Source organism: Curtobacterium sp. S6 (genome assembly GCF_000710345.2).
Taxonomy (GTDB): domain Bacteria; phylum Actinomycetota; class Actinomycetes; order Actinomycetales; family Micrococcaceae; genus Rothia.
Window position 1 is genome coordinate 142,770 of the sequence record NZ_JHEL01000010.1, and the last position, 20,480, is coordinate 163,249.

The 20,480-nt window shown below is 66.7% G+C and carries 18 protein-coding genes and 1 riboswitch; of the genes, 8 read left to right on the top strand and 10 right to left on the bottom strand.

Going from position 1 to position 20,480, the window contains the following annotated elements:
• Nucleotides 1-118 precede the first annotated feature (118 nt).
• Entirely contained in the window at nucleotides 119-694 is a 576-nt protein-coding gene (locus CURSPS6_RS01715) for a GNAT family N-acetyltransferase (RefSeq protein ID WP_030013641.1), read from the top strand.
• Between the two features lie 9 nt (nucleotides 695-703).
• On the opposite strand, the gene CURSPS6_RS01720 is transcribed toward CURSPS6_RS01715, so the two are convergent.
• Entirely contained in the window at nucleotides 704-1,744 is a 1,041-nt protein-coding gene (locus CURSPS6_RS01720) for an alpha/beta hydrolase family protein (RefSeq protein WP_051687511.1), read from the bottom strand.
• A 314-nt stretch (nucleotides 1,745-2,058) separates the two neighbouring features.
• On the opposite strand from CURSPS6_RS01720, the gene CURSPS6_RS01725 reads away from it, so the two are divergent.
• Together CURSPS6_RS01725 and CURSPS6_RS01730 are read left to right on the top strand one after the other, a co-directional pair.
• The gene (locus CURSPS6_RS01725; protein ID WP_030013645.1) at nucleotides 2,059-5,199 is read left to right on the top strand and encodes an LPXTG cell wall anchor domain-containing protein; all 3,141 of its coding nucleotides are present in this window, start codon (nucleotides 2,059-2,061) and stop codon (nucleotides 5,197-5,199) included.
• The gene (locus CURSPS6_RS01730; RefSeq protein WP_030013646.1) at nucleotides 5,196-6,005 is read left to right on the top strand and encodes a class F sortase; all 810 of its coding nucleotides are present in this window, start codon (nucleotides 5,196-5,198) and stop codon (nucleotides 6,003-6,005) included. Before CURSPS6_RS01725 ends, CURSPS6_RS01730 begins: the two co-directional genes overlap by 4 nt.
• 78 nt (nucleotides 6,006-6,083) lie before the next feature.
• Here the strand turns inward: CURSPS6_RS01730 and CURSPS6_RS01735 are convergent, their stop codons facing one another.
• Nucleotides 6,084-7,532 (bottom strand): APC family permease, encoded by a 1,449-nt coding sequence (locus CURSPS6_RS01735; protein ID WP_030013647.1) that lies wholly within the window; start codon nucleotides 7,530-7,532, stop codon nucleotides 6,084-6,086.
• Between the two features lie 155 nt (nucleotides 7,533-7,687).
• Between CURSPS6_RS01735 and CURSPS6_RS01740 the strand changes: the two genes are divergently transcribed.
• Together CURSPS6_RS01740 and CURSPS6_RS01745 are read left to right on the top strand one after the other, a co-directional pair.
• A complete protein-coding gene (locus CURSPS6_RS01740) occupies nucleotides 7,688-8,083 on the top strand; it encodes a VOC family protein (RefSeq protein ID WP_030013649.1) in 396 nt (131 codons plus the stop codon).
• Between the two features lie 60 nt (nucleotides 8,084-8,143).
• Nucleotides 8,144-8,692, top strand: a complete 549-nt coding sequence (locus CURSPS6_RS01745; protein ID WP_051687512.1) for a CE1759 family FMN reductase — start codon at nucleotides 8,144-8,146, stop codon at nucleotides 8,690-8,692.
• Between the two features lie 29 nt (nucleotides 8,693-8,721).
• Here CURSPS6_RS01745 and CURSPS6_RS01750 read toward each other — a convergent pair whose 3' ends face one another.
• Nucleotides 8,722-10,677, bottom strand: coding sequence for a DUF6541 family protein (locus CURSPS6_RS01750; RefSeq protein ID WP_152978023.1), 1,956 nt, complete (start codon nucleotides 10,675-10,677; stop codon nucleotides 8,722-8,724).
• 85 nt (nucleotides 10,678-10,762) lie between these two features.
• A complete protein-coding gene (locus CURSPS6_RS01755; protein ID WP_082469930.1) occupies nucleotides 10,763-12,061 on the bottom strand; it encodes an Nramp family divalent metal transporter in 1,299 nt (432 codons plus the stop codon).
• 121 nt (nucleotides 12,062-12,182) lie between these two features.
• Here CURSPS6_RS01755 and CURSPS6_RS01760 point away from each other — a divergent pair, with 121 nt between their 5' ends.
• Nucleotides 12,183-12,392, top strand: coding sequence for a hypothetical protein (locus tag CURSPS6_RS01760; protein WP_030013656.1), 210 nt, complete (start codon nucleotides 12,183-12,185; stop codon nucleotides 12,390-12,392).
• Between the two features lie 95 nt (nucleotides 12,393-12,487).
• Here the strand turns inward: CURSPS6_RS01760 and CURSPS6_RS01765 are convergent, their stop codons facing one another.
• Nucleotides 12,488-13,066, bottom strand: a complete 579-nt coding sequence (locus tag CURSPS6_RS01765) for a hypothetical protein (protein ID WP_030013657.1) — start codon at nucleotides 13,064-13,066, stop codon at nucleotides 12,488-12,490.
• Nucleotides 13,067-13,098: 32 nt separating this feature from the next.
• On the bottom strand, nucleotides 13,099-13,776 hold the full coding sequence (locus CURSPS6_RS01770) for a hypothetical protein (protein WP_030013658.1): 678 nt from the start codon (nucleotides 13,774-13,776) through the stop codon (nucleotides 13,099-13,101).
• A 626-nt stretch (nucleotides 13,777-14,402) separates the two neighbouring features.
• Here CURSPS6_RS01770 and CURSPS6_RS01775 point away from each other — a divergent pair.
• Entirely contained in the window at nucleotides 14,403-16,106 is a 1,704-nt protein-coding gene (locus tag CURSPS6_RS01775; protein WP_030013660.1) for a TIGR03767 family metallophosphoesterase, read from the top strand.
• Here CURSPS6_RS01775 and CURSPS6_RS01780 read toward each other — a convergent pair.
• From CURSPS6_RS01780 to thiO, 4 genes are all read right to left on the bottom strand, one after another.
• Nucleotides 16,090-17,244 carry a ThiF family adenylyltransferase gene (locus CURSPS6_RS01780; RefSeq protein WP_030013661.1) on the bottom strand — a complete coding sequence of 385 codons (1,155 nt, stop codon included), beginning with the start codon at nucleotides 17,242-17,244 and terminating at the stop codon, nucleotides 16,090-16,092. The two genes, CURSPS6_RS01775 and CURSPS6_RS01780, sit on opposite strands and share 17 nt — an antisense overlap.
• Nucleotides 17,241-18,080, bottom strand: coding sequence for a thiazole synthase (locus CURSPS6_RS01785; protein ID WP_051687513.1), 840 nt, complete (start codon nucleotides 18,078-18,080; stop codon nucleotides 17,241-17,243). The genes CURSPS6_RS01780 and CURSPS6_RS01785 overlap by 4 nt, the downstream gene beginning before the upstream one ends.
• An 11-nt stretch (nucleotides 18,081-18,091) precedes the next feature.
• The gene (gene thiS / locus CURSPS6_RS01790) at nucleotides 18,092-18,331 is read right to left on the bottom strand and encodes a sulfur carrier protein ThiS (protein WP_030013664.1); all 240 of its coding nucleotides are present in this window, start codon (nucleotides 18,329-18,331) and stop codon (nucleotides 18,092-18,094) included.
• Complete coding sequence (gene thiO, locus CURSPS6_RS01795; protein ID WP_051687514.1) at nucleotides 18,312-19,550, bottom strand: glycine oxidase ThiO; 1,239 nt, start codon at nucleotides 19,548-19,550, stop codon at nucleotides 18,312-18,314. The genes thiS and thiO overlap by 20 nt, the downstream gene beginning before the upstream one ends.
• A riboswitch (TPP riboswitch) is annotated at nucleotides 19,544-19,650 on the bottom strand. Its footprint overlaps the gene before it by 7 nt.
• A gap of 52 nt (nucleotides 19,651-19,702) precedes the next feature.
• Here thiO and thiE point away from each other — a divergent pair.
• Nucleotides 19,703-20,467 (top strand): thiamine phosphate synthase, encoded by a 765-nt coding sequence (gene thiE, locus CURSPS6_RS01800; RefSeq protein ID WP_051687515.1) that lies wholly within the window; start codon nucleotides 19,703-19,705, stop codon nucleotides 20,465-20,467.
• The last annotated feature ends 13 nt before the right edge of the window (nucleotides 20,468-20,480 follow it).

The following is a 20,480-nucleotide window of genomic DNA, read 5'->3' on the forward strand; positions in this document are numbered from 1 at the left end:
TGGCCCGGAGAATCCCGCCTTTTTAAGGTCACGCCCGCCGTGTTGCGTCGACCCTCCCAAAGGCCTCCCGAGCCCGATACCCCTGGGCCCAGAGCGGCGGGCATGAAATGCTCGCCACATGACCACTTCTCACGGGCCCTCGCCAGCCGTCTCCCGCGTTCCCGAAGACCGCACGGAAAGGCTCGAGCTGTACAAGCCGACCGGGCTCGACACGGAGGATCTTCATCGCCTGTACTCGGACGAGCGGACGTGGCGTCACCTGCCCTCGGGCCGGTTCGAGACCTTCGAGCAGACCCTCGAGCAGCTGAGCATCTGGGAATCCTCGTGGGCCTCCGGGCTGGGCGCGTGGGTCGCGCACCACGCCGGGCGGATGGTCGGCCACGGGGGGTGCGCGTTGAGGGACGGCGGCTTCTGGAATCTGGGCTACCGCTTTGCACCCGAGGCTCAGGGCCACGGATTCGCCTCGGAGCTCTCCGCCCGAGCCGTCCAGCGCGCCCGGCAACTCCGCCCGGAGGTTCCCGTGGTGGCTTACCTTCTCGAGCACAACGCCGCGTCGGCCGCGGTCGCGCGGAAGACCGGGCTCACGCAGCGGTTTCGGGGGCCGGATGCGGGCAATCCCGACCCCGAGGCCGTACGGGTGGTCTACGCGGATCGCGACCTGACCGACCGCCAGCTCGCGGCCATCATGCGGTAGCCCGGGAAATCAGGCGGACTTCGTTTCTCCCACCGCATCCACGGGCTTATTCGTCACGCGGGTGATGATGCCCAGAATTTCCTCGAAGTGCGCGCTCTCGGCCTGAATGATCGACCCGTGAGTGTCGCCGTCCATCAGTGAAAGTTTCCCCCGGCCTCCGGCCTGCTGGACGGCGTCGATGTAGCGCCGGGAGTTCTCGGGTGAGACCACCGTGTCGCTGGTTCCGTGGATGGCCACCACCGGAACCGTCGTATCGATGTTCTGGATCGGGTCCACGTCGCTGTACCGATCCGGCCGTTGAGCGGGCATGCCGCCCAGGGCATCGACGATGGCCGTATCGCCGTGGTCGGCCGCAAAGGTCATGTCCAAGGGTCCGGCGAGCGAGACGACGCGGGTGGGAACGAATTTCGGGTGTGCTCCCAGCTCGTGTTCCTCCTTCGAGTCGCGGGTTCCGGCCCACATGGCCAGCTGGGCGCCGGCGCTGTGTCCCACCACGGTTTCGTCGTCGGTCGTGAACTCCGGGTGTTCCTTGCTCATCTGGGGCACGTGGTCCATGGCCGCCGCCACGTCGGTGAAGGTCGTGGGCCATCCCCCGCCCGTGCCGACCCGGCGATATTCGACGTTGTAGACGGCCATGCCACGGTCGACGAGCGCTTCCGCGTAATCGCTGAAGTCTTCCGCGCCCGTTCCGCCCTTCCACGCACCGCCGTGGATCAGCACCACCAGGGGAACGGTCTTGGGCTCGTGTTTTCCGGCCGGAAGATAAAGGTCGCCCCAGTTCTGTTCCGGATCCCCCTCCCCCTGGACGGGGTATTGGACGCGGGAAACGTGGGGTTCGTCGCGCTCGACGACCGCTTCCGCGTGCTCCCCCTCGGCCTCCGACGATGACGCCGAGGGACCAGCCGACGGGGCCGTCGACGAGGACGATGAAGCGGTCCCCGCACCGGATTGCCCGGAGGAGCAGGACGCCAGGAAGAGCAAGGCGACGGCCGCAAGGGCCGGCCCGCGCAGCCGGCTCGTCCACGTGCGATTCTTTCCGGGGTTCAGCATGACGACTCAGCACCTTTCGGTCGTGGCTCCCATCGATGACGGCTCCGTCACCGTCGACGGCACCCGGGATGGCCAGCGTCAGGTCAACATATCGTGTCACCCGTCTCGATGTCAGTCCCCATCCCCTGTATGACCCGCGGTCTGTGGCGCCTCGGAACGGGGATCGACGGCGCGAGGCCCCACGGTCGGGCCGCGCGATCCGGGCTTCATCCACAGTTGCCTCGCCGCGGCGTCGACGCGGAATTTCCGATCTAGCCTGTGCGCATCGCCAACAGCATCGGGGCTTCCGCCCTGCGACGGAAAGGAATCTCGTCATGTCCCTCTGTGCCCCGCCGCGTCGGTCGCGCGGTATCTCTCGTCCGTTGCCCCTGGGTGCCACCACGTTCAGCGGTCTCATGATCTCGGCCCTCCTCGGAACGGGTGCCGCGGCGGCGGTCGAGACCGAGGTTCCGCGCGTGCACTCCGCGCAGGAGGCCGCCGGACTCACCGAGCAGGTCCCGCTCGATCACTCGGCCCTGGAGAACGCCGTCCACCGAGCCGAGGAGGCCGGGATCAGCGTCGAGAGCCGCCAGGATCCCCCGGAGTCCGTTCCGGCGGGGGCCGTCGGGGCGGCCCGAGCGAGGCTCTCGGCGTCCATCGCGCGCCAGGCCGCGGACCTTCAGGCCCTCACCGATCGCTATCGGCAGGAGCACGCGGAGTGGGAACGCCGTCGCGATGTGGCCCAGTCCGCCTACGACTCCGCCATGGAGCAATACCGCCGCGACCGCGCCAACTATGAATCTCGGCGCCAGGAATATCTTCGGTCGCGCGCCGACTACGAGCGCCTCGTGGACGAGCAAATAACGCACGCCGACCCCGACGCGGCCCTCACGCCGGAACGGCTCGTGTACGAACAACCGTTCACGATCTCCCCGGACCGTAACGGCCTGGTCCGCGTGGAGGGGATAGACAACGAACCTGGCCAAACCAATACCTACGACGCGCACAACAACTACAACTCGGACTCAGTGACCCACGTTCACCCCGGCAACGGGTCATCCTTCACGGCGTTCTATCGCAACGTCGCCGTCGACAAGGCCACCGGTCGCGCCCTCAACGCTCAGTTGCGCGTCTCGGACGTGGTGGTGTCCGCGATCAACCCGGGGCCACCCTTGATCGAGGTGTTCTCCAACTTCTCCGACAACATCGCCCTCTACAACGTGACCGCGGCCAAACAGACGCTCACGTACACCTACGCGGACGACGGCTCGCCGTATTCCGACCGGTATTACGTCTCCTTCGGTTCCCTCAACGGGCAGTACACCTCGGAGGCCTCCCGCTATGAATTCGCCCAGGGCGAGTACGCCGAGGCGGATCGCGGCGTGATCGCGACTTTTCTGAATCCGGTCTCCGAGATCGCCCGCCGATCCCAAGAGGTCTACGGGACCGGCGGCAACGGCTCGGTCCGGGCGTTCATGCTGCCCCACGGCTCGGGTCAGTCGAGGGACATCGGGGACACCGAGCCCGACATCATGCGCCGGCTCGGCGTGACGTTTCTGGCCCACAACGGTTCCTCCTTCTGGGTGGGCACCTCGGGCGGATCCCCGGGGCACGAGCCCGAGGACGTCGGCAGCGTCACCGCCACGTACAACCACGTGATGCTCTCCGCCGACACAGTGGCCCCCACGGCGCAGGCACCGATCGCCCCCACGCCGCCCAGCGAACCCGAGAAGAACATCCCGGATCCCCCGGAGCCCGTGCACACCACCGTGCATTACCACCGGCTCGAGACTCCCTTCCGCCCCACGCGCAAGGTCGCCGAGGGCGAGGGCGGATTCGTTCTCCCCGGTCAGAAGACCCATCATGCGGTGACCCAAGGGACCGGGTTCCGGCCTCTGGACGCTTTTGTCCTGGGCGACAACATCCTCGCGACCGAGGACGGTCGTTTTCCCGTCTCGGTTGACCCCGCCGCCGTGCACGTGACGTCGGGCGATGTTGACGTCACGGACGAGTTCCGCGTGCGCATCGAGGAGGCGGTCTTCAAGGACCGAAAAGTGCTCCAGGTCCGGGCCGAGGCAACGTCCCCGCGGTCCCTTCCGGCCGCCACGGAGTACACGCTCCACGTAGAGCAAACCGCGCTGGATGACGGCGTCTCGGATGAAGAAACCGACATCGGTTTCGCGATCGTCAACGAGGACATGGACTACACCGATCCCCACTCCTATCCCGAGCCGTCGCTCCACCCCCATAAATTCGCCACCGCAGGGGCCCAGGCCTCGCCCGCCGACGGCCGCGCCACCACCGTGGGCGAGACGTTGACGTACCTCCTGGTCCTTGACGCATCGGAGCTGGACCGGACCGTCACACCCGTCTCGCGACTCGGGCTGATCGACCACTACGACGACGCTCACGGACGCATCCTGGCGGATCGCGTGCGGGTCATGGACATCCCGCCCACCGCGGACGCCTCGTCACCGCGGGAACTCGCCGGCCTCGCCGCGGCCGGGGCGCGGGAGGTCACCGACCAGTTCACCGTGACCGATCACGGGTCCGACGGCCTGTCCGTCATGGCGCGGTCGGGGGCCCAAAGTCTGGTGCCGCAGCTTGGCGGGCGGTTTCTCGTCGAGATTCCGTACGAGGTGACGGACAATTCCGACGGCGAGGTCAAGAACGCCGCGTGGCAGATCGTCGACGAGACGCGCACCCCCACGGAGACGGTCGTCAATCCGCTCCGCGCCCGTGCCCCGCACAAACACGCCGTCGCCGACTCGGCGGGCCACGAGAGGCTCGATGACACCGTCATCGCCATGAATTCCCGGTTCTCGTACGAGCTGGAATCCTCGACCCGGCCCGCCCACGTCGCCTCGGAGACCTCCGAGTGGACCGTTGCGGACGATTTCGACGAGGGACACGATTCCCTGACCGGACCCGTCACCGTCACGACGCGATTCCCGCTGACCCTGGCCAACGGGGCCAGGCTCGATGCCGGCTCCGACATCACCGGATTTTTCGCGACCACCGTCGATGAGGCCCAAGGCTCCCTGACGGTCGCGGCTCGGCAGGAATTCCTCGACCTCATCAATCTTCCCGAGAACAAGGACGCCGACCAGGGATGGGTCGCCCGAATCCCGATGACCCGCACCGCCGCCGGAGACGTCGAGAACGTCATGACCGAGTCCCTCGACGGGTACTGGCTGCCGTCCAATGCGGTCACGACCCATACCCCGGCCCCCGACGCGGCCACCCCCTCACCACCCGAGAGCCACGCCCCCGAAGTACCCGGCCCGGTCCCCTCCCCTCTGCCCTCGTCGCCGGCACCGTCCCCGGCCCGGCCCCCGGTCGGGCGAACCGCCCACACCGGCGCGACCGGGCTCCCGGTGGCTTCCCCCTGGGTGGCCGGGGCGGTCGGAACATCGGCGCTGCTGGCCGGTGCCGGCCTCTACAGGGGACGCCATCGCGCAGGCGGCCGCTCATGAGGACACGAAGGAGGGACAGGTTTCGCCGCATCGCGGGCGCGACGTCCCTCGTCGCGGGGGCCATTCTGCTGCTTCTGACGCTGCTGGCGGCCCGGGATGCCGCGGGAAGCTGGCGCTTCTACCTGAACGATCCCACGTTGCTCGCGGCCCAACGCCTGCGCTCCGACGAGGGGCACGACCTCCTCGCCCGCGGCGAGACCATGACCTCGATCGATCTCACCTCCGGCGGTCAGTACGCCCCACGACCGGCCCGGCAATTTCGCCACGCGACCTGCGACGCCGCAACGGTCCCCCACGACCAGGAGACCTCCCCGCCGCGCGCGTCCTCCTGGCGGGCACCGTCGATCCACGCCGAGTCGGTCGTGCGTTCCACCACGGTGAGGCAGGACGGCGTCATTCCGCTCGTCGATGCCCCGGACGGCGTGTGGGACGACGCCACCGGGCCCATCGGCTCCGAGGCCGGGGCCACGCTCCTGGCCGGGCACGTCAATTACCCGGACGGCCGGCTTTCGCCGTGGGGCAAGCTCCACCGCATCCGGGAGTGCTCCCGGATCACGGCCACCGATCCCGCCGGGAAACCGCACGCGTATCTGGTCACCGACCTCTACATCGTTCCGCAGCGAGAATTACCCGATCACCCGGAGCTGACGGACCGGGCCGGGCCGCCGCGGCTGTACCTGGTGACCTGCGCGGGCCCGGAGACCCCCGGGGTCTCGCCCGGCCTCTTCCAGTATCAGGACAATCTGATCGTCGTCGCCCAGCCCGCACCTCAACCGAACGCGCCTCGCGCGGAGGGCTCGATATGAATCAGGCGGGGCGGGAACGACCCGATGGATCGTTCTCGCCCCGCCTCAGAAGCCCTCGCGGGCCACCGCCTCCCGGGGTTAGTCCTCGAGGTTCTCGATGTCGTCGAAGGCCTCGACCTTCTGGCCTCCGCGATGCACGAAGAACCAATTCACCACTCCCAGAACGATGCCGATGACCAGCAGGGCCCCGGCGATCTGGTACTGGATCAGGTCCTCGGCGGATCGGGCCCACGGCCCGGCCAGGAAGAGGCAGGTCAGGACCCCCAACACGGGCAGGACCGTCGGGGCGCGGAAGGCGCCCGCGGGAGTCTTGTCGCGCCGAAGGATCAGCACGGACACGTTCACGACGGCGAACACGCACAGCAGCAGGAGGGCCGTCGTTCCGCCGAGGGCGCTCACGATGCTCTTGGCCCCGCTCACGTTCACGAACACGATCAGGCCGATCGCAAGTAAGGTGCTGAACACGATGGCGACCCACGGCGTCCGCCGCTTCGGCAGGACCGTGGCCAACGGCTTCGGCAGGACGTGCTGTTTGGCGAGCCCGTACATGAGACGGCTGGCCATCAGCATGTTGATCAGGGCGGTGTTGACCACGGCGAACACGGTCAGGAAGGGGAAGATCAGGTCGATCGGGATGCCGGGGGCGCCCACGCGCACGACGTCGAGCAGCACGCCGGCATCGGGATTCTTCGGGTTGGCGATGTCTCCGGGCGGGATCACCACGGTCACCGTGATGGCCACCAGCACGTAGATCAGCACGCAGATCCCGAGCCCCGTGAGCATGATGCGGGGCATATCCTTCTTCGGGTTTTTGCACTCCTCGACCAGGTTGACGGAATCCTCGAAGCCCACCATCGCGAAGAACGCGATCGACGTCGCCATCGTGACGGCCGCGAACATGTTGCGATCGCTGTGGTTTTCGAAGATGACGATGCGTCCCAGGTCCCCGTGTCCGCTGAGGATCGCGGCGAAGCCGATGGCGATGATGATGCCCATGACCAGGATCGTCACCAGGGTCAGAAGCACGTTGAACTTGACGCTCTCGCCGATGCCGCGGAGGTTAATGAGCCCCAGGATCACGATGATCGCGATGGCCATGAACATCGAGGCCGTCGGTCCGGACGGAAGCCCGGGGATGAACTCCCCGAAGCCGATCAGCAGGTTCTTTCCGACGAGGGTCGACGAGGTCGCCGCGCTCGTAATGCCCGAACACGCCACGGCAAAGGCCACGATGAACGTCACGAAGTGAACGCCGAAGGCCTTGTGGATGTACAGGGCCGCCCCCGCGGCCTGCGGGTATTTCGTCACCAGCTCCAGGTAAGAGAACGCGGTGAAGGTCGCGACGACGAATGCGATCAGGAACGGGAGCCAGGCGAGGCCGCCGACCTGCGCGGAGACCGGACCGGTAATCGCGAAGATTCCGGCTCCAATGATGTCGCCGACGATCAGCAATAGCAGCAGTTTCGGGCCGATGACCTGTTTGAGCTCCGGTGATCTGGTCTCCGCCGGGGCGGTTTGACTGCTCATGACGAGAGTCCCCTCGTAGATGGTGCGAATGTCTGGCACGTCACGTGGTTGTGTGACCTACCATTCAAATATCTGATTAAATCATGAATCCGCGGCGAGGTCTCGGTTCCGGGGTCCCAGGATCCTTCCGAGCACCCGCCCCAACAGGAGAAGCCATGAGAATCCTCCGGAAATATGTCGTCTTCGACGCCCCCGATATCGATGCCGAAGCGTCGTTCTGGGCGGCCGTGCTCGTCGGAACCGTCGACAACGTCGAGAATTACGATCCGGGCACCTGGCGTGACGTGCTGGTCGACGGCGAGGTCGTCGTGGCCGTCCAGCACGCCCCCGATCACCGCGTCCCCGTGTGGCCGCCGGAGGGAGACCAGGAGCAAGGCCAACAGATGCACTACGACCTCTCCGTGGCGCGCGACGACGTGGGGGCCGCCGTCGCCGAGGTCCGAGACCTCGGGGCGAAGCCCCTGCGCATGGCCCCCGATCCCGATGTTCGCCACGGATTTCATGTCTTCGCGGATCCGGCCGGGCATCCCTTCTGCATATGCTGGGGATGACCCGCGGGTGAGGCCGCGCCCTCTGCGCCTCGCCCGCTTTCCCGCCGCGAGGAGGACCCCATGAGCACCATGAACGTCTCGATCATCACCGGCGGACTGGCCCTTCACTCGTCTTCGGCGCAACTCGCGGATCGGTTCAAGGACGCCGTCAAGGCCGAAGGTTCCCACCGCGGGGTGGACGTTTCGATCCGGACGCACCACCTCAGCCAGTATTGCTACGAGATCGCCGACTTCATCTCCAACGGATATCCCGAGGGCGAGCTCGAGGCGCTCCTGGCCGAGGTGCAGGGCGCGGACGGCATCATCACGGTCTCCCCCACGTTCCAGGCCAGCTATTCAGGACTGTTCAAATCTTTCTGGGACCTGGTCTCGACGGACGACCTGACCGGGACGCCCCTGATGCTGGGCGCGACGGGCGGTTCCGCCCGCCAATCCATGGTGCTGGACTACGCGATGCGGCCGTTGTTCACGTTCCTGCACGCGGATGTTGTTCCCACCGGCGTCTACGCGACCCCCACGGATCTTTCGGCCGCGGAGACCCTGCGAGAACGGGTCTCCGCGGCGGCCCGAGAATTTCTCGATCGGGCGCAGGCCCGCGGACCGAGATGATCGACGAACTACCCCGGTGACCGAGGCCCTCAGCTACAGGCGGTGACCTTGTACAGGCCGACCGGGCCGGACGTGTACACCGGCGTCACGATGCCCCGACCCTCGACGTCGTCGAGGCCCTTGTACATGCCCTTGCTCCCCGCGCCAAGATCCAAGGTGTCGTCGAATTTCAGGTACCACAGCGCCTTCTGGTCGCGGACCTCTTGGCAGACCTTCGGGTCGGTCTTCGCCTCATTCAGATGTTGCAGGATGGTGTCGTACTGTTCCGGCTGGGCGCTCAGCGAATGCTTGGTCGTGACGTTGCGATCCTCCAACGCGTAGGCGACCGCCGAGCCTTCCCACGGATTGACGATGATGGTCTCGTCCTTCGGAACGTAGGCGTCGAGGTGGTCGAGCACCTTCTGCTCGTCGCTGGTGATCAGAATCGATCCATCGTCGACTGTGAATTCGTGCGCCGTCGAGTCCGCCGCCTTCGCCATCGGCTCGGCCTTCCCGAGCGTCACAGCGGAGGCCAAGGCGATGACCAGACCGGCGGCCGTCATGGCCCGGATCAGCCCGCGCTGGGGAACGCCCAAGTGGCGCAGGGCGAAGACCGCGATGCGCACGAGGTAGGAGACGCCAAAGGCGGCCAGCGCGATCACCGGGATCGCGGTCAACGCCGCGAGCCTGATGTCGTCCGCGTACCACGGACCGACCATGAGCAGACGGTAGGGGCCGATCGGCTGGGAGGCGACGATGACCCAGATCCAGCCGAGCAACAGCCACGAGATCACGATCCAGCGATGGCTCTTGGTGCGTAGCGCCCAGAAGATGCCGGCGAGGACCAGCCCGCTCAGGGCCCATTCGGGGACGTTGAGGTTGAATCCGTTCGAGGCGAACTGGCCGATCGCGTCGATGGCCGAGTATTTGGGCGCCCACGTGGAGGTTTCCGGCGCGGGACGCACCTTCCACCAGATGCCCACGCAGGCCAGCGCGGCGAGCGCCAGCAAGATGGCCGGCACCAGCCGCGGCGTTGCGGCCCGCCCGGCGAGGGTTCGCACGAGCTGCGCGAGGACCAGCGGAAGGATCAGCAGCGCGGCGGAGGTCAACGCGTTGGGGTGGGCCAGAACGATGCCCGCCGTGGCCACCAGCAACGCAGGCACGACCGGCCACCAGGCCTTCCCGTCGCGGCGGGCGATCATGCGAATCGTCCACATCAATACGGCGAGGAACGCCGGCAGCACCGCGTATCCCAAGAGATTCGGGTAGAGAATGCCCCACTTCAGCAACAGTCCGGGGAAGGCGACCATGGCCCCGGACAGCCCGCCGGCCGCCGCGGCGAAGATGCGGTCTCCGGGCTTCAGCGTCAGGGCGAGGGCGAGGACCGACATCGGCCAGACGAATGCGCCGACCACGATGGTGGTGGCGTTGACCGCCAACGGCACGGAGTCGGGGAAGACCGAGAAAACCAGGGAGACCAGATCGTGCCAGCCCGCCGGGTAAAAGGCGTCGGAGCCGTCGGACGTGGTCATCGCGCCGAGGGACAGGCTTGACGCGTCCCCCGTCTGCTGGATCCAGCGAATCGCGTTGAGGTGGAAAATATTGTCGAAGCTCTGGGAGATCGCTTCGGGGTGGATGATGCTCTTCTTGAGCTGCGCGACGATCACGAAGGCCGCCAGCGCGACACCGAGCATTCCGGCGCCCGGCACGGTCCATCGGGACGCGATCCGCAGATAGGGTGAACGACGCTTCCTCAGGAGAAAACTCACCGCGGCCATCACCAGGATGAACACCAGGCTCAGCACGAGATATGGGGCAAATCCCCAGCTCCAGCCCGCTTTTCCGGCCACCACGGCGGCAACCACCATCGACCCGACGGACAGAATGGGCGCCAGGGTCAGGCAGTAACGGAGGGGCAGTCTCAGGGCCATCCCCATGAAGAATCCGGGGAAAAACACCGCCGCGAGCCCCACGAGCGCGGGCATGGTTACGTCAATCCAAGTCATCGGCTCGATTTTACGTGATCCTTCGAGTTTCTCGTGCGGGAGTCCGCCGCCGCGGCGAGCGCGGCCGACCTTCTCGGTCCGGGTGCTACAGTTCGGCGATCGTCAGAACGACCAGCAAAATATTGAGGCTGACAATCGCCAGGGTCACCACCACGGATAAGACCTTGACCCAGGCCGGGTTGGCCCAGCGTCCCATCAGCCTTTTTCGGCTGGTCAACACCGCGAGGGGAATCAGGGCGAAGGGAATTCCGAGGGATAGCACCACCTGGCTGATCACGAGGCTCCACGTCGGGTCCCAACCGATGGCCAGGATCAGCAGGGCGGGAATCATGGTCACGAGCCGCCTCGCCAGCAGGGGAACCCGGACGCGCAACAGGCCGTTCATGATGATCGAGCCCGCGTAACAACCGACCGACGTCGAGGCCAGGCCGGAGGCCAGGAGCCCCACCGCGAAGATCACGCCGATCGCCGGACCCAGGTGCTCCGAGATCGCCGCCGCCGCGCCCTCGATCGTGTCGGTCCCGGAGACCCCCGGCAGGGCCGCCGCGGCCATGAGAAGCATCCCGATATTCACCGAACCGGCGATGAGAAGGCCCAAGAACACGTCCCATCGGGTCGCGACCACCAGGCGCCGCGTGGTCTCTTCGCTACGGCCCGTCGGCGTCCCGTGCCGGTCGCGGACCAGCGCGGAATGCAGGTAGATCGCGTGCGGCATCACGGTGGCCCCGAGCATGCTCGCCGCCAAGAGGACCGACTGCGAGTCCTGGAACCGCGGCACGATCCCCCGGGCTGCCTCCGGCCAATCAACCGGGCTCACGAACAGGCCGACCATGAACCCGATCGTGATGATCACCAAGAGCCCGATCACGAACCCCTCGAAGCGGTGCTGGCTGCCGGGTCCTTGAGTCATCAGCAGAACCATCGACAACAGCCCGACGATCACGCCGCCCCAGAGAAGGGGGACACCGAAGAGGATGTGGAGGGCGAGCGCACCGCCGATGATTTCCGCGAGGTCCGTCGCGGCGGCCACGATTTCGGCCTGCGCCCAGAACGCGAGGCGTGGACCGCGCCGCATGGAGGTGCCGAGGATATCCGGAAGGCTCTGCCCGGTCACGAGGCCTAGCTTGGCCGACTGATACTGCACCAGGACGGCCATCAGATTCGCCAGCACCAGGACCCAGACCAGCAAATATCCGTACTCGGCACCCGACGAGAGATTGGAGGCCACATTGCCCGGGTCGACGTAGGCGATCGACGCCACGAAGGCCGGCCCCAGGAGGCCGATCCACCGACCCCGGGAGCGGGAGCGGCCGAAGCGACGCCCCTCGGGCTCGCCGGTGCCCTCTTCCGTGGCCCAGGGAACCGTGGGCGTCGGGGACCTCATCTCCGGGCTCTCCTCACTCGTCGACCTGCGTGATAGTGAAAGCCCATTGTACGCCGAGGCGTAGTTCCTCACGAAGTCGCCACGATCTTTGGTAACCCCGGCGCTTGCTACCCTCGGAGGCATGAATGTGACTTCCCGCCGTCTTTTCCAGGTCCGCGCCCTCTTCATCGCGTGCGGCGGGATACTGCTCCAATTCGTCACCCCGTGGACCCAGATCACGGGATGGGCGCTCATCGTCTGCGGGCTACCCCTCTTGTTCATCCCCCTCAAGCGGCACCTGGACAGCCTCAAGGAAGACGACCGCTCCGAGAATTCATCGTTCTGGAGTTAGGGCCGAGACCCTTAAAGACGCACGTGGCCGGGAGGGTACATTCCCTCCCGGCCACGTGAGCCCTCACGTTCTAGGGCGTTCCACGGTCAAACGCTTTAGAAAACCCCGTCGATGGGCTTTCCAAAGTCGCTCAGGGTGTGCTGGCGCGAATCCACGTTCTGGTCGTTGTCCGTGGTCGTGTCGTCATCGAGGCGTCCAACCTGGGTCACCTGAATGTAGTTATTCAGTCGTCCCTCCTTGGTCAGGCCGTCGCCGAAGTTCAGATTGGCGATGAGCTGGTTCTCACCCACGTTGACGGGATTCGACAACGTGACCATAAAGGAGCGGGTCGAGGTCTTCTCGTCGAATCCGAGGTCCTGGGTGTACGCACCGTTGAACCACCCCGGGGTGATGACACGGTCCACCCCTTCGGGCCCCTTGTCGGTTTTCACGTCGATGCGGAAACTGATCGCCGGGAAGTCCGAGTAGTAACGCTGTGATCCCTCGTTCTTGGCGTGAATCGCGACCAGCCCGGCGTACCCCTTGGCCTTGGCGCTCGAGACGGTGTAGTTGACGCTCAGGTCGTGGGCCGGCTTGGCCTCGGCGGCGTTGGCCGCTCCGGCCGAAAAGGTGCTGGCGCCCAGACCGAGCACCAATGCGGCGGCCGCCGCGCGTCCGATGAACTTGTGCTTCATGGTGTTCGTTCTCCGTTCGGTAGTGCAGCGACTTAGGAGTCGGCCGGGTTGTTGTAGAGCTTGACGGCGACCTCGTTCTTCATCGGAACGAAGGCGTTCCACGCGGTCGGGTTAGTCCAGGTTCCGTTGGCGCCGCAGATCTGCTGCGTACCGGACATAGTCACCGTGCGGAAGCCGTAGGTGGCCTCACCGGTGTATCCCGGGGGAACATCGTAGGGGCCGATGGTCTGGCCGACGTTCCAGGACAACTGGTACGACGCCTCGAAGCCCATCTTCTTGGAGAACTCCTGGGCGATGCCGAGGTTGCTGCCTTCCTTGGACACGCCGCCGTTGATCGTGGTGCTGCTGCCCTGCTCACCGTTGGCGCTGATGCTGATGGTCTGAGACTTGGAGGTCTCCTGCGTCAGCGGGATGTTCGCGTTGGTGTGGTTGGTGGTCGAGACGGTTCCCACCGGGGAGAAATGATCCTGGACCTTGTAGACCACCGTGCGCTTATCCTCGAGGGCGTTGCACACCGGGTGCGGGTTCAGGGCGTTCGGCTTGATGTGATCCGACTTGTGGTACGTGTTCACGATCGGCAACGTCGGGTTAAGGGCGGGCGTTTCAGGGTAGTGATTCTCGATGGTGGTCGCGTTGGCGGGCATCGCGGCGACGCCGAGCATCAGCGCGCTGCCTCCCAAGATTCCGACCAGCTTTCCTGTCAGCTTCATAGGTGCTCCTCGTTCATACCGGTTCCGAGAGATCTCGACGACCGGATCCGTATCTGCCGTCCCCAGGAACTCTCGTCCGGCTCAGGCCTTCGAGAGTCAGCGAACCGGTACCGAGGGCCCTGGTCAGGTCCGCGATCCGACTCGTTCGCCGAGATCTGACATGGGACATTACAGAACTTCCCGACGGTTGATTACTGCCCAGTACAGAATGAAGCGGATGATTTTTCGAAACCTTCATCCCCGAGATTTCGGTGATCGAACGGCAACCCATGCAATTTCACCGAAATCCAAACGAAAGGTTGTCGTTTATTTGGTGACACTCCGACAATCGATCACTTAGCGAGCCGAAGCATCCAGGCCCGCCCCCTCGCGGAAGCCACCTCCGGACCCGGACGCCTTTTCGTACTCGCCAGTACAATGACGCTTCAACTTTTGCCTAGTCGCGCCCGCTCGGTCTCACTCAATCCCAACCAAACGCAACCAGTTGGGCGCATCTCGGGCGCAAGTTTTATGACGAAAAATGACGTTTTGGAGTCCGGGTGGTTGTTGTCGCCGCCTCGTGGTGGCAACCCGCAGGCCAGTCGATCGTTACTTTGAGTCCAAGTGCGCGTGCTCGAATGCGGGGTATGCCCCGATACTCACGCAGAACATTCTTCCTGGCCACGGGCGTCGCGGCGGCCGGAGCGAGCATCCTCCCGGCCACCCTGACGCCCGCGATGGCGGCGGATCGGCTCGCTTCCCCGGCCGGCACGACCCTCGAGAAAGCCGCGGTCCCCATCGGCACGACCGGCTACCGGCAACTCGGCGCCGGACCCGGGTACCCGGTGCGAGTGCGCTCCGAGGCATTACCGACGCCGCCCGCCGCGGAAGGCACGGATCGGCGCACCACCCTGGCCTCCTTCGTGCAACTCACGGACCTGCACGTCGTCGACGCCCAGTCCCCCATGCGCTTCGAGTACCTGCACGACCTCACCGGCTCGGCGTTCCGGCCGCAGGAGGCCCTCGGCACCCAAGGGGCCGTCTCCCTCATCGAGAAGGTCAATTCCCTCGGCAAGGGGCCGCAGACCGGGCGGCCGCTCGACTGCGTCGTGACGACCGGAGACAGCACCGACAACCACGAGGGCCTCGAACTCGACTGGTTCCTGACCATCATGAACGGCGGATCGCTGACCCCGAATTCTGGCGCACCCGACCGGTGGGAAGGGGTGCAGAGCTCGTCCAACCCCCTGTACTGGTTGCCGGAGGATCCGGCGGGCGACCGGTATAAGGACGCCGGATTTCCGGTGGTCAGCGACTTCTTTGCGCGTGCCATGGCCGAACACGGCAGCCCAGGATTGAAGTTCCCGTGGTTCAGCGTCTTCGGAAACCACGACGACTCCATCTGCGGCACGTTGCCCTCGGACTGGGCGGCCTTCCGGGACATGTTCACCGGATCGATCAAGTTCACGGGATTCCGGGACGCGACGGCGAACCGTCAGCTGGAACGCCAGATCACGACCGACACGACCCAGTCCCACGACGCGCCCGCGGTGACGGCCGACAAGACGCCGAAGCAGGACTTCCACGTGACCCCGGATCCGCGTCGCAGGCCGTTCACCCCGGCCGAATTCATGCAGGCCCACCTGGACCGGCCGTCACCGACGGGTCCCCTCGGGAACGGGTTCACCCCGGACCACGTGGCCCAGCAGATCGGCTACTACGCGTTCGACATCGCCGATGGCGTGGTCGGGATCGCGCTGGATTCGACCAACCGGGCGGGCTTCACCGGCGGCTCCATCGGCGAGGCCCAATACCGCTGGCTAGAACAGACCCTTCGTGAGGGTTCGAGCCACTGGTACGACGGCGTCGGGGCCCGGAAGACCCAGCAGGCGGAGGACACGTACTTCATCGTCTTCAGCCACCACACCCCGGCCTCGATGAATAACCTGCTGTTGGAACCGGGAAATCCCGAGCTGCGGCACGCGGGTTGGGACGTGGAGAACCTCTTGGGTCGTTTCCCGAACGTTCTGGCGTGGGTCAACGGCCACACGCATCGCCATGAGATCACCCTCAAGCAGGACCGGGTCCCTGAACGTTCCTACTGGGAAATCAACACGGCATCCCACGTGCACTACCCGCAGCACGCCCGCGTGATCGAGGTGGTCGACAACGGCAACGGGACCCTCTCCCTGCTGACGACCGTGCTGGAGTCGGAGGCGCCCTACTCCGGGGATTCGGCCGCGACCCTCTACCGCGAATATTCCTTCAACGACATCCACGCCGACGATTCCCTCATGGGGCGGGACCAGGACCACAACACGGAGCTCTTGCTCGTCAGCCCTCGGCAGTAGGCGCCCCGACGTCCCACGCGTCGTAGCCGCCGGTCAGGCTCCGGATCTGCGCGTCGCCCAGGACTCCCACGAGGAGGTCCTGAGCCCGACGGGACCGGACCCCCGCCTTGCAGTACACGACCGTCGGTCGACCCGACGGGACGGAGGCCGCGGCAACGCCCTCGGGATCCGCGTCGATCTCCCCGAGGGGAATGTTGACGGCCCCCGGAATGGCTCCGAGACGATGCTCCCAGGGTTCCCGGACGTCGAGGATCGTGAGCCCCTCGCCTCGTTCCAGGAGCTCCCGAAGCTCGGCCGCGCTGATCGCTTCGGCCTCCGCGGTTTCGGAAGGAACCGCGCACAACGGCCCGTCCGATTCGTCCTGGAGGTCCGGTGCCACGCTGGTCACCGGCTCACGGCCGGAGTCAGGGCTCAGCCTCAGTTCGCGGAAACTTGCGGCGAGCGCGTCGTACACGAGCACTCGCCCGAGCAGCGGCTCGCCGATTCCCGTCAGCACCTTGATCGCCTCGGTGGCCATGAGGGTCCCGACGACGCCGGGGAGGACGCCGATCACCCCGGCCTCCGCGCACGAGGGCACCTCGCCCGGGGCCGGTGGCTCGGGGAAGAGATCGCGGTACGTGGGTCCGTGACCGGACCAGAACACACTGATCTGCCCCTCGAAGCGCAGGATGGCCCCGTAGACCACGGGCTTGCCGAGGATCTCGGCGGCGTCCGAGACGATGTATCGGGTCAGGAAGTTATCCGACCCGTCGAGCACGAGGTCGGCCTCCCGGAGCACGTCCAGGGCGTTGTCTTTGGTCAGGCGGATGCGCCTCTCGGTGACCTCGGCTTCGGGGTGCAGGCCGTGCACGACGTCGGCGGCCGACGATGCCTTGGGCCGCCCGATGTCGGACTCCCGGTGGATGACCTGCCGGTGCAGGTTGGATCGGTCCACGACGTCGTCGTCGACGATGTCGATATGGCCCACCCCGGCCGCACCGAGATATTGCAGGATCGGTGCCCCGAGGCCGCCCGCGCCGATCACCGCGACCCGGGCGTCGAGAAGCGCGCACTGGGCCTCGGGACCGAAGCCCACCAGGCCCAGGTGCCGCTGGAAGCGTTCGATCTGGCTCGGGTTCAGGTCCTCGACTCTCGTCACAGCCGGTCCTCCGCTCGTACGCGCCCGCTCATGGGCGAGGAAGCGACGGCGTCCGCGCGGCGGGGAATGCGGCCGGCGTTCCGGGCCCAGTAGCCCGCTTCCGTACCGGCGCGCATCGCGCGGGCCATCGCCCGGGGATCTCGGGCACGGGTCACGGCCGAGGCCGCCAAGACGGCGTCGCACCCCAGCTCCATGGCCTGGGCCGCTTCCGAGGCGGTTCCGAGCCCCGCGTCGACGACCACCGGTACCGAGGCCCGGGCGGCGATCAGCTCGATATTGAAGGGGTTGAGGATTCCCAGTCCGGTGCCGATCGGCGAGCCTAAGGGCATGACCGCCGCCGCCCCGGCCTCTTCCAGACGGATCGCGATGCTCGGGTCGTCCGTGGTGTACACGAACGGCACGAAGCCCTGGTCCGCGAGGGTTTCCGTGGCCCGGAGGGTCTCCACGACATCGGGAAGCAGGGTCGTCTCGTCGGCGATCACCTCGACCTTGACGAGGTTCGTTTCGAGCGCTTCCCGGGCGAGCTGGGCGGTGTGCACGGCGTCTTTGGCGGTGAAGCTGCCGGCCGTGTTCGGCAAGACGTCAATGTTCAGTCGCTCCAACAGCTCGAAGACGCTGGTACGGCCCTCCGGATTGAATTTTCGGACCGCGACCGTCGTCAGGGCGGTCCCCGAGGCCACGAGCGCGCGTTCCAGGGAGGCCAGGTCGGTCGCGCCGCCCGTGCCCATGATGAGTCGGCTCGTCAGCTCGTAGTCGCCGATGCGGATCGCGGGAATCGACCCTTCGGTGCCCTCGGCGGGCGCGTCGGTGGTCACGGTGTTCGGTGAATTCTCCATGGGTTACCTTTCTAACCACCCTGTACGGCGGTCACGAGTTCCAGAGCGACGCCGTCGATGACCCGCCGCTGGGACCACGAAGCCCGAGGGACCACGGTCCCGTCGAGGGAGATCGCGATGCCGAGCCGGCCCCCGTCGCTCGGCCGTCCATCCGGGGTCAGGCTCCGGCCGGTGGCCAGGGCCACGACGTCGACCAGCGTCGCGTCGTCCGCGACTTCGAGCTGTCGATCATTAACGGTGACTGTTGCCATCCGAGGCACCTTCCAATCTGTGGGTGTCGCTGGGCGCGGCGCGGCGTGCTCCGCCTCGCCCGAGGTCCATCGTCCGGAGCATTTCACGGTCGGCGGCCTCCGGGGCCCGGCCGGTCAGCAGGTCGGCCCCGAGCCGCGCCCCGAGGGGAGCGAGCAATATGCCGTGCCGGGAATACCCCGCGGAGACGAGGATTCCGGGAGCGTCCGGGAGGAGGCCGAGCAGGGGAATGTCGTCCGGCGAGGCGGGGCGCGCACGCGCGGTGATATCGGCGATTTCGAGATCGCGAATCGCCGGAAGAATCGTCAGGGCGTCCTCGAGCAATTCGTGCACGCCGCCGACGCTGATGCCGTCGAGGCCGTCCTCCCGGACGCTCGCCCCCACCACGATCTCCCCGTCCGCGCGGGGCACGAGGTAGACCTGGCGGCCGAGCACGGTCGCGCGAATCGTCGAGGAAAGCAACTGCTTCGAGGCCGCGGACGGATGCGGTCGAAGCCTCAGAACGTCGCCGTAGACCGGGCGGACATCGAGAGGGGTCCGCTGGGGAATCCCAGCGACCGCGGCGCAACCGGTGCCGCAGGCGATCACCACCCGATCTGCGGTGAGGCGTTCCCCGCCATCGCACGCCACGGCGTACGGGCCGGACGGGTCGCCGTCGACGCTGGTCACCCGCTCGGTCACCCACGTGACCGGCGGGCCCGCGTTCGGAAAGTCTTGGGGGTCCAATGCCGCGGAGAGGGCGTCCCTCAGGGCGGCGCACAGGACCCGCGGATCGACCTGCGCGTCGTCCGGGGCTTCGAAACCGCCGGCGAGCCTGGCGTTGAGGAAAGGTTCCCGCTCCCGGATATCCCGCGTGGAGAGCTTCTGGATGTTCAGCCCGTATTCGGAGTGCACGCGCGCGTGGTCGCGAACCCTGTCGAGATCGGCGCGATCGCCGCCGATCAACAAGGTCCCGTTGTCGAGAAAGCCCAGGGGACGCTCGGTGGCTCTGCCCAGCTCGTCGATGAGCCGCGGGTATTCCTCGCGCGCGGCCACCAGCAGGGGGTAGAGGCGTTCCTGGCCGAATTGCACCTCGCTGACCGGCGCGAGCATTCCCGCCGCAGCGAAGGTGGCCCCGCCGCTCGGGTCGGGGTCCAGGATCGTGATGCGATGACCCCGCGTCCTGAGGCGCCACGCGGTCTGCAGGCCGATGATCCCGGCGCCGGCGATCGCTATATGCACGAGTTTCTTCTCCTCACGGCGGCATGACCCGCATCGAGTTCGAATGGTCGGCGGAATTGCCCTCTCAGACCGGCCCTCCCGGTCTCCCACGTCCCCCTAGTCTATGGCCAAGACCACGGTCCGCAGAAGCCTCATGTACTAGCCTGTTGTGCGTGACACACACGCACGAGTCGCCGCATGACCAGACCTCAGCGCATCCGTCCCGCCTCGAACGGCTGAACGATGCTTCCCTCTACCTCTGCACGGGCCTGCAAGAATTCATCGATCGCAAGCCCCACGAATTCGACCCCGAGCAGCTGAGCTCGACCCGCCTGACGCAGTTCTTTCGCGCCTGCTTCCGCGGTGGCGTGGACATCATCCAGGTCAGGGACAAGAAGGTCTCGGCCCAGACCGAGTTGGCCGCCCTGCGGATCCTGGTCTCGGTGGCCCGGGCCGAAGGTGGCCTCGCGGCGGCGAACGACCGGGCGGACCTCGCGGCCCTGGCCGGCGTGGACGTCTTCCACGTCGGGCAGACGGACGTGACCCCGCGGCAGGCCCGGCAGGTCCTGGGCCCCGACATCCTGATCGGTCGCTCGTGCCACACCACGGACCACGTGACGGCGGCGCTCGAGGATTCGGACGTCGACTACTACTGCACCGGTCCCATCTGGGAGACCCCGACCAAACCGGGCCGGGCGGCCGTGGGCCTCGAGCTTCCGGCCTTCGCCGCGGGACACGATGCGAACAAGCCCTTCTTCGCGATCGGAGGCATCACCGCGGAGAATCTCGGCGAGGTGCTCGCCGCGGGCGCCAGCCGCGTCGTCGTGGTGCGCGCGATCACGGAGGCCGACGATCCGCAGGAGGCCGCCGCGACCCTCAGCGAGCGCCTTTGCCCGCTTCATCACGAGAAACATTCCGCCGCCACCGAAATCCACTAGACGTGGCGGGGTT